The organism is Candidatus Liberibacter africanus PTSAPSY, from assembly GCF_001021085.1.
GTDB lineage: Bacteria > Pseudomonadota > Alphaproteobacteria > Rhizobiales > Rhizobiaceae > Liberibacter > Liberibacter africanus.
The window spans coordinates 1162956-1177844 of record NZ_CP004021.1; the positions used below are offsets into that span (position 1 = coordinate 1162956).

Consider the following 14889-nt stretch of genomic DNA (forward strand, 5'->3'; position numbering starts at 1 on the left):
GATATTGTAGATTGTAAATATCTATTTTATAATTGTAACATAATCAATATTAACAAATTTTTCATAGTGGAGATGACACATAGCAAATATGATTATTTTTCTTTAAAAAAAATGATTCCTTTTGCATACTTTATAATATACTATTTGATTATTCCTTGGTCTAGATAGTTATTAATAAAAGAGTTCATGAGAAAAATTCGTATGATAATATGTCATATTCAAAATATCTTTTAGAATTTAAATTTATATTATAATTGAGTAATATATCCCTTCACACAATCAGATACTATTTCTTCATCTTTTATTTTGAAACTCTTGACTGAAAGTATAATACTCACTTAACATCATTAAGATTGAGATTATTAATGTTGAAAGACAAAAAACATGATTCCTTCTCCTGACGTGCGCGTACGTATTGCTCCTTCTCCTACTGGAGAACCTCATATCGGAACTGCTTATACAGCTCTCTTTAATTATCTCATCGCTAAAAGCACTGGAGGAAAATTTATTCTTCGTATTGAAGATACCGATAGTAAACGTTCTACGTTAGAATCCGAAAATGCAGTGATACAATCTTTAAATTGGTGTGGCCTTAATTGGGATGAAGGACCTGATATAGGCGGGAAATATGGACCATATCGTCAATCAGAACGCAAAGATATTTATCAACCTTATGTACAAAGTCTTCTAGATAAAAAACTTGCATTTCGCTGTTTTTGCACTGCAGAAAGATTAGAAGAAATGCGTCATTACCAACGGAAAATGAATATTCCATCAAGATATGATAGCCGTTGTCTTGAACTATCAGATCAAGAAGTAGAAAATCTATTAAAAGAAAAAAAACAACATGTAATACGTCTTAAAGTTCCTCATCAAGGATTTTGTGTGTTCCATGATAAAGTATACGGGAAAATGGAAATTCCTTGGAATGCTATTGATATGCAAGTTTTATTAAAATCCGATGGAATGCCAACATATCACTTAGCAAATGTTATTGATGATCATCTCATGAAAATAACGCATGTCGCACGAGGAGAAGAATGGCTTTCTTCAGTTCCTAAACATATACTCCTCTATCAATATTTAAACTTCCATATTCCAGAATTTATTCATTTACCTCTCATAAAAAATCCTGATAAATCTAAATTATCCAAACGTAAAAACCCTACTTCCATTTCCTATTATTCAGCAATGGGATATTTGCCAGAAGCTCTTATTAATTTTCTTGCTCTTTTGTTCATTTGTAAAAAAGAAGAGGAAAATGAATTAATGGATATGCAACAACTCATTCATCATTTTAATCTTCATAACTTATCAAAGTCAGGAGCTGTATTTGATCAACAAAAGTTAGACTGGTTAAATGGTCGTTGGATACGAGAAAAATTTTCTACAACAGAATTTATATCTCGCGTATCACAATGGGTGAAAGAAAAAAATCGCTTGACGCAAGCATTAACGCTTGCACAATCTCGCATTACAACCCTATCGGATCTTCCTCAAATGACAGATTTCTTGTTTAAATCTGATCTTCATTTAACAAAGGATTCTTTTAACAATATTGCTCTTGATCCAAAAGAAATTGTAGATATTCTAAAAGATACGCAAGAAAAATTTGAATGTATCCAAGTTTGGAAAAGAGAAAATATCGAGACAGCATTGCGCAATGTTGCCAAAAATAAAGAAAAACCTCTTAAAGTTGTAGTTAAACCTCTTTTCCTTACTATAACGGGTTCTAAATATTCTTTGCCACTTTTTGATAGTATAGAGATTTTAGGACGTTCTGTTGTTTATTTCCGCCTCAGAAATGCAATCACATTGGTTTATTCTATAGTTCAAAATAATAAGAAAAAAGAAATAAAATGAGTAATATACCTTTATCTTCCAATGCTATCGAAGTTCGCTCTCAAAAATTAAATATGTTGCGGCAATCTTTAGAAGAAGTTTATCCTGCCCATTTTCATCGTGATTTGTCCAATGCTGAGGTCAATGAAAAATATGCTCATCTTCAAAACGATGAAAAAACGCAAGATGTCATTACGGTTGCTGGACGTGTATATTCTTCTCGTAATTCTGGAATGTTTATGGATATTCATGACGCAAGCGGTAAAGTGCAGATTTTTACTCATAAAAACACAACAGATCAAGATTCACAGAATTTATTACCTATGATTGATATCGGTGACATTATAGGAATCACAGGACAAGTACGTCGTACAAAACGTGGTGAACTCACGGTTAACGCACAAAAAATAACAATGCTCACCAAAGCATTAAAATCGATTCCAGAAAATTATTATGGATTAGCTGATGTCGAAATCCGCTATCGCAAAAGATATCTTGATATTATAAGCAACGCAGATTCTAAATTACGTTTCCAAAAAAGAAGCAATATTATTTCCCAGATACGCCATTTTATGGAAAAAAAAGGATTTATGGAAGTAGAAACCCCCATATTACAACCTATTTACGGAGGAGCTACTGCTGATCCATTCGTCACTCATCATAATATTCTAAAATCCGATATGTATCTACGTATTGCACCCGAACTTTATCTTAAACGCGTGTTAATATCAGGACTGACAGATCAAGTATTTGAATTAAATCGTAATTTTCGTAATGAAGGAATATCTTCTAGGCATAATCCAGAATTTACAATGATAGAAGCCTATTGGGCCTATACCGATTATCACGACATGATAAAATTAGTAGAAGATATTTGTTATAATCTCGTTATGAATCTTTACGGCACAACAGACATTCCATTCGGGGAAAAAGTTATTTCTTTCAAAACACCATTTACATGTAAATCTATGCCACAATTAATTAAGGAAGAAACAGGAATTGATTTCATGTGCTTAAATAGTGATCAAGAAGCACGCGTTGCATCACGAAATATTGGAATATCAGTTGCAGAAGACGCATTATGGGGCGAAGTCATGATGACGATTTTCGAAGAAAAAATCGAAAAAAACCTTTTGAATCCAACGCATATTATCGATTTTCCTAAAGATGTATCACCTTTTGCGAAAGAAGTAGAGGGAGAAAAACGTTTAGTAGAGCGTTTTGAAACCTATTGCAATGGATGGGAAATATGTAATGCTTTTTCCGAGCTCAATGATCCAGTAGAGCAACGCATACGTATGGAACGACAAGTTAAACAATCCCATGAGCGTGGAGAACACACAATTCTCGATGAAGATTTTTTAGACGCAATGGCTCATGGCATGCCTCCAGCAAGTGGATTAGGTCTTGGCATAGACCGCCTGATCATGTTATTGACCAATTCTCCATCCATTCGAGATGTTATTCTTTTCCCAGCACAGCGTTTAAAAAATGATGCTCAGAAAACGGAATAAAGTATGATAATTAATAAACTTTTATCATCGCATATCAGGTCTACCATCGTCATATCAATATTTTAAAAGGTACGTAACAACCATCTGATACCTTGATAAATTTATTATAACAAAGAACGTTATGCTGTTTTCATCTCCTTATTATGTACCTTCAAAGGCCTTTTAGAAAGAGATTTCAATTGACCGCACGCTGCTAAAATATCCAATCCTCGTGGTGTACGAATAGGTGATGAGTATCCAGAGCGTTTAATACACTCAGCAAATATTGCAATATCTTTTTGATCAGAACAAAGATAATCACATCTTGGCCAAGGATTAAATGGTATAAGATTTATTTTTGCAGGAATGCCTTTAAGAATTTTTATAAGATTAATTGCATCTTTAGGACTGTCATTAATACCTTTAAGCATAACATATTCAAAAGTAATACGCCTTGCATTTGATAAACCTGGATAACTACGACACGCATCTATCAACATTTCCAGAGGATACTTTCTATTGATAGGAACTAAAATATTCCGAAGATCATTATTGACTGCATGCAAAGAAATAGCCAACATCACACCAATTTCTTCTCCAACTCGCGCAATATTAGGAACAAATCCAGAAGTAGACAGCGTAATACGACGTTTTGAAAAAGAGAGTCCCATACTATCACTGGCAATTAATAGAGCTTTTTTTACATTATCAAAATTACAAAGAGGCTCCCCCATGCCCATCATCACAATATTAGAAACCTTACGCCCTACTAATGGTAATATTCCTTCAACATCTTCACATCCTGGGAAATCCCCTAAAAGATCGCGCGCTAAAAGAACTTGTAGCAATATCTCTTCTGCTGTAAGATTGCGTACTAATTGTTGAGTACCCGTGTAACAAAATGAACACGTTAAAGAACACCCTACTTGACTGGAAACACACAAGGTACCACGTGATTTCTCCGGAATATAAACTGTTTCAATGTCTACAGGGCCACCAGAACAACGCGCAGGAAAACGTAACAGCCATTTACGTGTTCCATCAAAAGAGATTTTTTCATCAACAATTTCTGGATAAACAATACTAAAATGCTGATCTAAAAAATGACGTACTTCCTTTGAAATATCAGACATAATCTGAAAATCACGTGCACCCTGAACATAAATCCACTTCCAAATCTGCGATATACGCATTTTTACTTGTTTTGGAGAAATGCCTATTTCAAGCAAATAACCTTCCAGCTCTTCTCGCGTCATACCAATTACGGATTTTTTTTTCAATAGATTCATTGTAAACTATCCTAAAAAATGAATTATTTTAAATAAAGAATAATTCTACAACTTAAATTTTTACGACACGAGATCATATCAAATAATCCTTGGATGACAAAAGGAAAATAGTAATTACTGACATTTAGGAACATCTGCTAAAGCATCTGATAAACCCTCGAGGGAAAAAGTATAATGCGTATTTGTTCCACGTTTAGACTTTGCAGACACACTTAGTGCTCTTCCCGATTTCATTGCCTGAATAAGAATATCATCATCAAATCTTTTTTCAAATATTGCCCTATTATTACGAGGCTTCATTTTAAATATTTGCCCACTAGAATACTTACCGATTACCTCAACAGAAATCATTGTTTCTTCATCTAAAGGATAATCCATAACCAGTTCCGGAAGATATGAATCATTATGTCCTTTTTTCAATGAAACAATCAAGAAATTAACCCCATGTTTAACACCTTCTAAAGGCTCTGAAACACTAGGAACAGAAAGTGCAAAACAAACCGTTTTATTTAAATCTGAATACTGATATACAGACCACTTGGAAAACTGGTTGCGCAATGTAGGGATAGGATGTGAAACAACCGCATACACATTTGATATGCCACTCATCATCAATATGATAAATAATCCTACTCTAAAAATAAAACAACCTTTTAGAATATTTAAGAACATTACTACTCCTTTGTCAGCATGATCATTATCATATAAAATATTAATCTCTATCTACATAAAAAACAATAACTAATTCATGACATGAAATATAATGGTATATATCATAAACACATGATTTATATGCTGTTTTTATATGGATTTAGCATTAAATTTTGAACAGGGAAAAACATTTTTAATGATGTACATACCTTTCCTACACAATCTATCATACATACCAAAAACCATAAATACATGCAATACTATGGAATAAAAGAGCTCTAATGAATCTTTCTTTTTTACATCACACCAAACCAATAAATCTACAAAAAGAATTTTTGCTGGAAAACCACAGTTTATTACATCTACTCCATCTAATACCACTTACTATCGCTTTATTGAGTTAATACTTTAAAATCATTGGGTTATTTGCTGTAGGCTTTTTATATAAGCCAAATCTCGTTTAAATAATTAATCATACCGTGGTAATTGAATTCAATTTCTCAAATACCAGCCACCTTTTTATTCCTCAGCGCTAAAAAGTCAAACAAATAAATCGATCCTGTGCAATCCGATTGCCAGCCTAAAGTAGCATAAGGATAAATCCAAAATTAAATTAAGTTTCTTATCAATGACATCCCCTAAATAAGGTACAAAATTATATATTACGTAGATCTTGTCCGGTCAATTTTGACTGACACAACTCAAACCAAAAACATAAAAATAATAGTTATAAATTATTCTTTTTTACGATCAATTATACTAAACAAAAATTGTATACAAATTTATAACGCTTAAAATATTTATTTTATTTTTCAAATAATATTCATCTTTTGATGGAATATTTAATAAATTTAACCATAAAAAGTTAAAGTAATAATTTATCAATGGAAAAGATGCGTCTTAAATCACTTTTTATTATAATATCATCGATATAAATAATTATAGATTGAGCCTCTGAGAAAATTTCCGAGTACAGAAGATTTTAGAAAAAATATCCTAATTTCACTGTTGATAAGAAACTAACTGCAGAAATATAAAAGAATTTGGAATACAAAAGAATTAGTGAAGATACTCGTCGTGATATCTCCGCTTCATCACAACAAGAATATCAAAGACCTGATTGGCTCGATAATATTATATTCAAAGGTAACGATATCATAGAAAATACAGTACAAAACTTATCTAAGGAAGAAGTGATCTCTATCCAAAAAAATACGTTCAGAAAATATCCAGTAAAAAGTTTCTTGGAAAGAATAATAAATACAAAATGATCTCAGAAGAAAAAAGTGAACTTACATAGTATTACTTTTTTATCAATTTTTTTATAATACGAGTGATATACTACTTAATCAAAGTAAAAATAGTGAAATAATATTTTATTATCCTGATTCCCAATTAAAAATATGTTGATTTAAAATATTTTAAAACACAATCCCGTATTTTTTTTACAAAAATTATTATAAATTTTATTGTTTTTGTTTAAAATTCATTCCTAAATAAGTGCCGATTAATTATATCCTCAAATAGGAAAATATTGAATAATACAGCAATATTTAGCGTATTTGACCATATTTTTCATAATAAGGTATTGAAATAAATAAAGAGCTTTGAATGACTATATGTTTCTTTCTATTATCAGGGATTTTATTAATCGTATCATCTTGGAAATCGACGCAAAAATCTATCATAAGAAAAATTATCATAGGCTGTTATATTTTATTATTCTTATCAATTGGTTGTGGATTTATCCCAAATATATTACTAAAAAACTTACAGTTTTCTTATCAAAAACCTTTGTTATCGCCACAATGGAACAACGATAATAATATGATTGTTTTACTTGGCAATGGCACAACAATAGTTTCTATATCTCCAGTAACTATTGAACCATCTCTTCTATCATATTCCAGAATTTATGAAACAATGCGGCTTTATAAATTATGAAACAATGCGGCTTTATAAATCATGCAAAAAACACAGCACACATTGTACCATTTTAATAAGCGGAGGAGATCCACAAAAACATGGCCTTCCAGAGTCAATTGTCTATAGCAATAAACTCCTAGAAAATGGAGTAGAAGAAAACGATATTAAACTTGATACACAGTCATTCAATACATTTCAAAATGCACAATTCTCTTCAAAAATGATCAAAGATATGCACGTAGAAAAGATAGTTCTCGTGTCATCTGCCTACCATTTAAAACGTAGTCAGTTATACTTCCAATATTTAGGAATCCATACTGAAGCATCACGCTCTGATTATGTGAATGCAAATTACACAATTATCCCTGTGAGCATTAATTTTTATCTGACTGAACTTGCGCTGAAAGAATACATCGGAATTGTAATTGCTCACTATATTGGAAAAACCTTATAATGTTTTTTTATATCGTAATTCGTCAATGAATCGCATAATTTGACAATAGTCGTGAATTAAAAAAATCATTTGCATTGAAATATTTTATTCAATTTGGTCGAAGCGTTTTTTCCATTGAAAATTTATATACTTATGTTATAAACCAATGGTAGCGTAATAGTAGCATGCCAATGATAAATATAAATAGATAAGGGTCTGATATGTCTTCATTTAAATCTGATTTTCTGAATATTCTCTCTGAAAGAGGATTTATCTATCAAATTTCTCATCCTCAAGAACTTGACTCATTATGTTCTCAAGGAATCATTACGGCTTATATCGGTTATGATCCTACGGCTTCCTCTTTACATGCTGGACACCTAACGCAATTAATGTTGCTTTTTTGGCTACAAAAAACAGGCCATAGACCCATTTCTCTTATGGGCGGAGGAACGAGTGTCATTGGAGATCCTTCTTTTAGAACTGAAAGTAGAAAAATGATGAGTTCTAAGGAAATCAATCAAAACATTGAAAAGATTCAAGGTATATTTTCTTCTTTTATCAAATATGGAGATGGTAAAACCGATGCTTTGATGCTCAATAACGCAGATTGGTTGTGCTCAATTCAATACATTGATTTTTTACGCGAAATTGGCAGTTATTTTTCTATCAACCGAATGCTTTCTTTTGAATCTGTACGCTCACGTTTAAAACGTGAGCAATCTCTTTCGTTCCTTGAATTCAACTACATGATTTTACAAGCTTATGACTTTGTAGAACTTGCAAAAAACTATGATTGTCGTCTCCAGATGGGAGGATCAGATCAATGGGGCAATATTATATGCGGTATTGATCTTGGAGAACGTCTAAAAATCCCACAATTATTTGCTCTTACTTCCCCACTTCTAACTACTTCTTCTGGTTCTAAAATGGGGAAAACAATGACAGGAACTATTTGGCTTAATAAAGACATGACTTCTCCTTATGATTTTTGGCAATATTGGCGTGATATCGATGATGCTGATGTAGTCAATTTTGCAAAGAGGCTCACAACTTTACCAATGTCAGAAATTGATCGTTTAGCGAAGTTACAAGGAAAAGAAATCAACGAAGCCAAAAAAATAATTGCAACAGAAATAACCACAATGGTTCATGGAAGAGAAGAGGCAGAAAAAGCAGCAACCGCCGCAAGAGAATGTTTTGATATGAGTATACACTCACAACATATGCCGACTATTTCTATCTCAAAAGAAGAAATAAAGGCGGGAATAAATATTGTGAATCTTATTATCAGAGCAGGATTCGCCACTTCAATGAGTGAGGCTAATCGCCATATTAAAGGTAATGCTATAAAAATAAACAATAAAACAATTGCGAATAATAAATTGCAAATTGAACTGCAAGATTTTAATTCTTCTAAAGTTCTCAAAATGTCTTTTGGGAAAAAGCGTCAAATCATTTATCAGATTTGTGATTAATTTTCTATCATTTACTTACAATTGAAAAATGGAATTTCATCGATCTTACTCGAGATAAAATCTTTAAAAATTTTCTTTGTTCTCGTCTGTTATTTGATTGAGTTGCACTATCTTTCAGAAAAGGATTGAAATCTAATATTCCCAACGACTAGATCAATGGTGTATTATAGAAGTGTTTTCCCTTGCAAATTGATTTACCCCACTCACGGTATCGGTAATAAAAGCTATGTGGCGATCCTTAAGAAAATTGATGCTTTTTTCTATTCTATCTATTTGTTTTATCGATGCATGAAGATCTTTTATTGATTTAATTTATGATCTTATGCTTCTCTTCAAAAGGAGGGAAAAGCACAGGAATCCTTCTGATATCTTCAAATTTTCAATGAATGTCTCGACAGCTTGTGACAATGTCAATCTCGTAAATTCGTTCATTCTGAACTACAATAATCTTGTGCACAAAGGCTATATCCAAACCTATCGTCCTACTTCAGAATGAAATAGCCTCCAATAAAATTATTTGCTCCGCAAAATATCTAAAGTAATTCTAATAATTTATTTAAAAAATTTTTCCTAGGTATCGAACAATGAATAATATTATGTTGCAACGCATATTTGTCTAAAAAATAGCCTGTTAATTGAAAAGCACTCTTGATAGACTCAGAATCTATTGTTTGTTGTTCTTCCAAAAGAAATGATGGTAATGCAAGCATTTTTTGTGCATAAGGAAGACCTACTGAACGACAAACAGCACCACCAGATTTAGGAGAAACCCATAAGAGATCATGGTTGACACCTGTTACTATACATTTTGTCAGATTAAGTCCAAATCCAATATTCTTTAAAAGCATCAGCTCAATTTGAATAAAAATTTTTCCTATTACATATGGATCTGAATGAAAATTAAGAAATATATTGAGCATCTTATAAAGATCTAAACATGACTCTCTTTCAGGCAAAAATCGAAAAAGAGGTATGACAGATTGTAATCCATAAAGAAAAAGGGAGGAAGAAAGGAGTTTTGCACAATGAGATTCAATAATCTCAAGACGAAATTCTCCTAGATCTTGGGCTAATCTTGATCTCCAATTAACTCTTACTAAATTTCCAGCTTGCAATATCGGCCGCATATAAAGAGATTGTCCGTTTCGAACAAACCCTAAATGACGTCCATGCTGGCGAGTCATCACTTCTAGAATAACATTCTTCTCACCATAAGAGCGAATTCCAAGAACTATTGCATCATCTTGCCAGTGCACATTTCCAAGCCTATTCGTGTTATAATTCTCAATACTTATCCAACGTCTAATTGTTGTGAATCAGTACTGTAACATTTGCTTTATATCAACATCTATCATTTTGATCAACTCAGCAATAATGTGTTTTGCTTCGACGAATCGTTATTGATCGCTGGTAACAAGCAATCGAAAACAATACTTTGATCAGGACGAATGATGACTTTTCCTTTTTGCTGTTCAATATACTGCAGTAAACCTTCTGGATAGCGAATTCCAAGAACTATTGCCATCTTGCCAGCACACATTTCCAAGCCTATTCGTGTTACAATTCTCAATACTTATCCAACGTCTAATTGTTGTGAATCACTACTGTAACATTGCTTTGTATCAACATCTATCATTTTGATCAACTCAGCAATAATGCGTTTTGCTTCGACGAATCGTTGATTGATCGTTGGTAACAAGCAATCGAAAACAATACTTTGATCAGGACGAATGATGACTTTTCCTTTTTGCTGTTCAATATACTGCAGTAAACCTTCTGGATAGCGAATTCCAAGAACTATTGCCATCTTGCCAGCACACATTTCCAAGCCTATTCGTGTTACAATTCTCAATACTTATCCAACGTCTAATTGTTGTGAATCACTACTGTAACATTGCTTTGTATCAACATCTATCATTTTGATCAACTCAGCAATAATGCGTTTTGCTTCGACGAATCGTTGATTGATCGTTGGTAACAAGCAATCGAAAACAATACTTTGATCAGGACGAATGATGACTTTTCCTTTTTGCTGTTCAATATACTGCAGTAAACCTTCTGGATCATGAAATGTTTTATTGCGGAAGTGTATAATAATACCTTTGGCCCCTATATCCATCTTATCTATGTTCGCAGTTCGACAAAGCAATTTGAGAAATATTACTTTTAACAGATATATAACCTCAATCGGCAATGGACCAAATCGATCTATCATTTCTTCTTTAAAATGACCAATATCAGCGCGATCTGTAATATTACCAAGACGACGATATAAAGAAAGGCGTAAGTTAATATCAGAGACATAACTTTCTGGTATCATAACAGATGCCTCTATAAATACCCGCGGAGACCAATCACTCTCGACTAATTCTTTTTTCCCTTTAATGGATGCAATAGTTTCTTCCAACACCTTTTGATATAACTCGAAACCCATTTCCTTAATATGACCGGATTGCTCTTCTCCCAATAGATTTCCTGTCCCACGAATATCAAGATCATAACTCGCTAACTGGAATCCTGCACCCAAAGTATTCAAAGACTGTAAAAAACTCAGGCGTTTTTGTGCAGAAGCAGTGATAGGACAATTTTCAGGCAATAAAAATAAGGCAAATGATGCAATTTTTGATCGCCCTACTCTCCCACGTAATTGATATAATTGAGCTAAACCAAACATATCAGCACGGTGTACAATTATTGTATTGGCTTTTGGCAAATCTAATCCAGATTCTACAATAGAAGTAGAAAGCAATATATCATATTTCTCTTCATAAAAAGAATTCATTCTATCTTCAAGGTTTCTAGGAGACATTTTTCCATGTGCCATTGCGACTTTGAGTTCTGGAACTTCTGCTTGTAAAAACTCATAACATTTATCTAAATCTGAGAGACGAGGACACACATAAAAACTCTGACCACCCCGATAATGTTCACGCATTAAGGTTTCACGAATTAATAAAGGATCAAAAATTGAAACAGAAGTTCTACAAGCAATACGATTAATCGGTGGCATGTTAATCAATGATAATTCTCGAACACCTGTTATCGCTAATTGCAAAGTACGCGGAATAGGTGTTGCTGAAAGAGTTAAAACATGTACTCCTGTATGCGTTTCTTTTAATGCCTCCTTATGTTTGACACCAAAATGCTGTTCTTCATCAACAATAATTAATCCAAGATTGGCAAAGATTATTTTGGGATGCAATAAAGCATGCGTGCCAACAACTATATCTACTTGACCTTCTGCAATAGCTTTTTTATTGAGAGAAACCTCTTTTGCTTGAACAAAACGCGAAATACTTACTATACGAACTGAAAAATCCTGAAAACGCTCAGAGAATAATCGAAAGTGCTGTTGAACCAAAATAGTTGTAGGAGCAATAACTGCCACTTGAAATCCATTCATGACAGCAATGAATGCAGCTCGCAATGCAACTTCTGTTTTTCCAAATCCTACATCACCGCAAATTAATCGATCCATAATCAAACCACTGGAAAGATCTTGTGTTACGGCATCAATGGCTTGTTCTTGATCCTCTGTTTCAATATAAGGAAATCTTTTTATAAACTGACTATATAAATCTTGCGAGACCGTCATTGGAGGAACATGGTGGACAGCTCTTTTAGCTGCGATATCAACAAGTTTTTGTGCTAAGTTTTCAAGACGTTTTTTTAAGTTGGACTTACGTGTCTTCCACGACAATCCTCCTAACTTATCAAGTATTATCGCAGTAGTTTCTGTACTACTATATCGAGAGATCAAATCAATATTCTCTACCGGCACAAATAATTTAGCATTATCAGCATAATGCAATTCAAGACAATCATGCAATGATCCGGATACTTCAATGCTGTATAAACGCACAAAGCGTCCGATTCCATGTTCTGCATGAACAATAATAGTTCCTTCCTCGATATTAGAAGACTCAAACAAAGCCTGTACATGAGATTTTTTTGTGCGAATAACACGATCTACTATTTTCTTGCCGAGAAAATCTATTTCGGTCACAAGCATCATATTATCCGTTTCAAATCCTTGTTTGATCGGCAAAACTGTAGCTGCAATTTCTTCTTTTGTGAGAGAAGCCATTTCTGCGAAAGAATCAATCTTTTTGATTTTATGAAATCCACGGTTCTCCATAAGGTGAATTAAATGTTGTAATCCCCCCTTTGAATAGACTGATAGAAGTGTTTTTATTCCTGCTTGAGCTTTCTCAGAAACATATTTTAAAAATTCATCAAATCTATCACTTGATTCCCAGTTATCTCGCGATTCAATTATTTTCATCGAAGACGGAATCCACGATTTTCCTGGAAATATATTCAAATGAACAACACGATTGTCAGCTGTTTCTGGCTGATTAAAAGATGACATTTGAACTAATTTATGAGTAGTTCGAGTTAATGCATCAAACTGTTGATAATCTAGATAAAGTTTTTCTGGCAAAATAGGTCTATAGAAATAATCTTGTTTTTTATCCGAAGAATACTGCAATCTCGCATTATAATAATCTTGAATTAATTGAGAACGTTTGAGTGCTGTCTCCTTAACTAAATGATCGGTGACTATACAGAATTCACTTAAATATGGAAAAATAGTTTCTATGTTTTGATAGAAAAAAGGCAACCAATGCTCCATACCAGGATATCGTCGTCCCTGCGAAATAGCATTATATAAAGGATCTTCTTGAGTTGCTGCACCAAAATTCGCAAGATAATTTTCACGAAAACGACCGATATTTTCAGGTGTTAAAATAACTTCGCTTAAAGTATTGATTGTAAAAATGGAAATTTCTCTAATCGTACGTTGCGTACTAGAATCAAATAGACGAAGACTTTCAATAGTATCTCCGAAAAAATCTACTCGTACAGGATATCTCTCCGTAGGAGCATAAACATCAAGAATACCTCCTCGCACAGCATATTCACCTACTTTATATACCGTATTAACTCTTTCAAATCCGTTTGTTTCTAATTTTTTTATGACTTTTGCCATATTGATATGATCTTTAGATCGTATCGACAACTTACAATCTGTGGTTGACTTAAGAGGGACAGAACGGCACATCAAAGCGCTAACAGTTGTGAGTATAATGGTTGTTTTCTTAGATGAATGACAAGAATTAAGATAAGAAACACATAAAAGACGCTGTGCTACCACATGAGGAGAAGGAGATACGCGGTCATATGGAAGACAATCCCAAGCTGGGAAAATGATAACTTTAATCTCAGGAACAATAAATGTAAGAGTCTTTTTTAGATTAATTAAATACCGTTCATCGGAGCAAATATAAAGAATAGATCGACCAAAATGTGCTATTTTTGCCAGAACAAATCCTTCAGTACCACTGATTATTGGACATATTATATCTTTTTTACAGGATTTTTCACTAATTCTTTCAATATCAAATCCAAAAATCATCAAAGATTTCCTAGCATGTTCTTATGTTGCCAATTGACAGAATAATAATCATATATTTTTTCAAAAAGAGGCGTATGTAAACGTTTTGGTGCTTTTTCTACTCCTGTAAACCATTTAAAAAGATTAGAATCATCCTCTTCTATCATAGATTCCAGCATGTCTAACTCCATGGGACTAAGCTCTAAAATAAATTGATCGACAAAAGATCCTAAAATAAGATCCATTTCACGTGTGCCTCTCCGCCAACAACGATAAATAATCTTGCGACAACGCGGATTCATGTTTTTTCTCATTTAATGACTCTACTTATTGTTAACATATTGCTATACTTTCTTGTGTGCAATAAAAGTGTTCATCA

At 33.0% G+C, this 14889-nt stretch carries 12 protein-coding genes; 5 read left to right on the top strand and 7 right to left on the bottom strand.

Annotation, left to right across the window (positions count from 1 at the left end):
• Positions 1 to 384: 384 nt before the first annotated feature.
• Complete coding sequence (gltX, locus tag G293_RS05265; protein WP_102030488.1) at positions 385 to 1863, top strand: glutamate--tRNA ligase; 1479 nt, start codon at positions 385 to 387, stop codon at positions 1861 to 1863.
• Positions 1860 to 3356, top strand: coding sequence for a lysine--tRNA ligase (gene lysS / locus G293_RS05270; protein WP_047264606.1), 1497 nt, complete (start codon positions 1860 to 1862; stop codon positions 3354 to 3356). The genes gltX and lysS overlap by 4 nt, the downstream gene beginning before the upstream one ends.
• Positions 3357 to 3475: 119 nt before the next feature.
• Here the strand turns inward: lysS and rlmN are convergent, their stop codons facing one another.
• Both rlmN and G293_RS05280 read right to left on the bottom strand, forming a co-directional pair.
• Complete coding sequence (gene rlmN, locus G293_RS05275; protein ID WP_047264607.1) at positions 3476 to 4624, bottom strand: dual-specificity RNA methyltransferase RlmN; 1149 nt, start codon at positions 4622 to 4624, stop codon at positions 3476 to 3478.
• A 114-nt stretch (positions 4625 to 4738) separates the two neighbouring features.
• A complete protein-coding gene (locus G293_RS05280; protein WP_047264608.1) occupies positions 4739 to 5296 on the bottom strand; it encodes an invasion associated locus B family protein in 558 nt (185 codons plus the stop codon).
• Positions 5297 to 6886: 1590 nt separating this feature from the next.
• On the opposite strand from G293_RS05280, the gene G293_RS05985 reads away from it, so the two are divergent.
• The 3 genes from G293_RS05985 to tyrS all read left to right on the top strand — a co-directional run bounded on the left by G293_RS05985 (position 6887) and on the right by tyrS (position 9112).
• The gene (locus G293_RS05985) at positions 6887 to 7219 is read left to right on the top strand and encodes a hypothetical protein (protein WP_244464390.1); all 333 of its coding nucleotides are present in this window, start codon (positions 6887 to 6889) and stop codon (positions 7217 to 7219) included.
• Positions 7220 to 7223: 4 nt separating this feature from the next.
• A complete protein-coding gene (locus G293_RS05990; protein WP_244464391.1) occupies positions 7224 to 7655 on the top strand; it encodes a YdcF family protein in 432 nt (143 codons plus the stop codon).
• A 200-nt stretch (positions 7656 to 7855) separates the two neighbouring features.
• A complete protein-coding gene (gene tyrS, locus G293_RS05300; RefSeq protein ID WP_047264611.1) occupies positions 7856 to 9112 on the top strand; it encodes a tyrosine--tRNA ligase in 1257 nt (418 codons plus the stop codon).
• 533 nt (positions 9113 to 9645) lie between these two features.
• Here the strand turns inward: tyrS and recO are convergent.
• The 5 genes from recO to G293_RS05325 form a co-directional block, all read right to left on the bottom strand.
• Positions 9646 to 10368, bottom strand: coding sequence for a DNA repair protein RecO (gene recO, locus G293_RS05305; protein WP_047264612.1), 723 nt, complete (start codon positions 10366 to 10368; stop codon positions 9646 to 9648).
• A 104-nt stretch (positions 10369 to 10472) separates the two neighbouring features.
• Positions 10473 to 10682: a hypothetical protein gene (locus G293_RS05310; protein WP_047264613.1), complete on the bottom strand. Its 210-nt coding sequence runs from the start codon at positions 10680 to 10682 to the stop codon at positions 10473 to 10475.
• 3 nt (positions 10683 to 10685) lie between these two features.
• A complete protein-coding gene (locus G293_RS05315; RefSeq protein ID WP_047264614.1) occupies positions 10686 to 10964 on the bottom strand; it encodes a hypothetical protein in 279 nt (92 codons plus the stop codon).
• Positions 10965 to 10967: 3 nt separating this feature from the next.
• Positions 10968 to 14531: a transcription-repair coupling factor gene (gene mfd, locus G293_RS05320; protein ID WP_047264615.1), complete on the bottom strand. Its 3564-nt coding sequence runs from the start codon at positions 14529 to 14531 to the stop codon at positions 10968 to 10970.
• A complete protein-coding gene (locus G293_RS05325) occupies positions 14531 to 14812 on the bottom strand; it encodes a succinate dehydrogenase assembly factor 2 (protein ID WP_342027545.1) in 282 nt (93 codons plus the stop codon). The genes mfd and G293_RS05325 overlap by 1 nt, the downstream gene beginning before the upstream one ends.
• Between the last annotated feature and the right edge of the window lie 77 nt (positions 14813 to 14889).

Coding starts and splice junctions, on each gene's coding strand:
- lysS (WP_047264606.1), top strand. CDS start 1,860: ATGAGTAATATACCTTTATCTTCCAATGCTATCGAAGTTCGCTCTCAA.
- G293_RS05325 (WP_342027545.1), bottom strand. CDS start 14,812: ATGAATCCGCGTTGTCGCAAGATTATTTATCGTTGTTGGCGGAGAGGC.
- G293_RS05985 (WP_244464390.1), top strand. CDS start 6,887: ATGACTATATGTTTCTTTCTATTATCAGGGATTTTATTAATCGTATCA.
- G293_RS05990 (WP_244464391.1), top strand. CDS start 7,224: ATGCGGCTTTATAAATCATGCAAAAAACACAGCACACATTGTACCATT.
- mfd (WP_047264615.1), bottom strand. CDS start 14,531: ATGATTTTTGGATTTGATATTGAAAGAATTAGTGAAAAATCCTGTAAA.
- G293_RS05280 (WP_047264608.1), bottom strand. CDS start 5,296: ATGTTCTTAAATATTCTAAAAGGTTGTTTTATTTTTAGAGTAGGATTA.
- gltX (WP_102030488.1), top strand. CDS start 385: ATGATTCCTTCTCCTGACGTGCGCGTACGTATTGCTCCTTCTCCTACT.
- tyrS (WP_047264611.1), top strand. CDS start 7,856: ATGTCTTCATTTAAATCTGATTTTCTGAATATTCTCTCTGAAAGAGGA.
- rlmN (WP_047264607.1), bottom strand. CDS start 4,624: ATGAATCTATTGAAAAAAAAATCCGTAATTGGTATGACGCGAGAAGAG.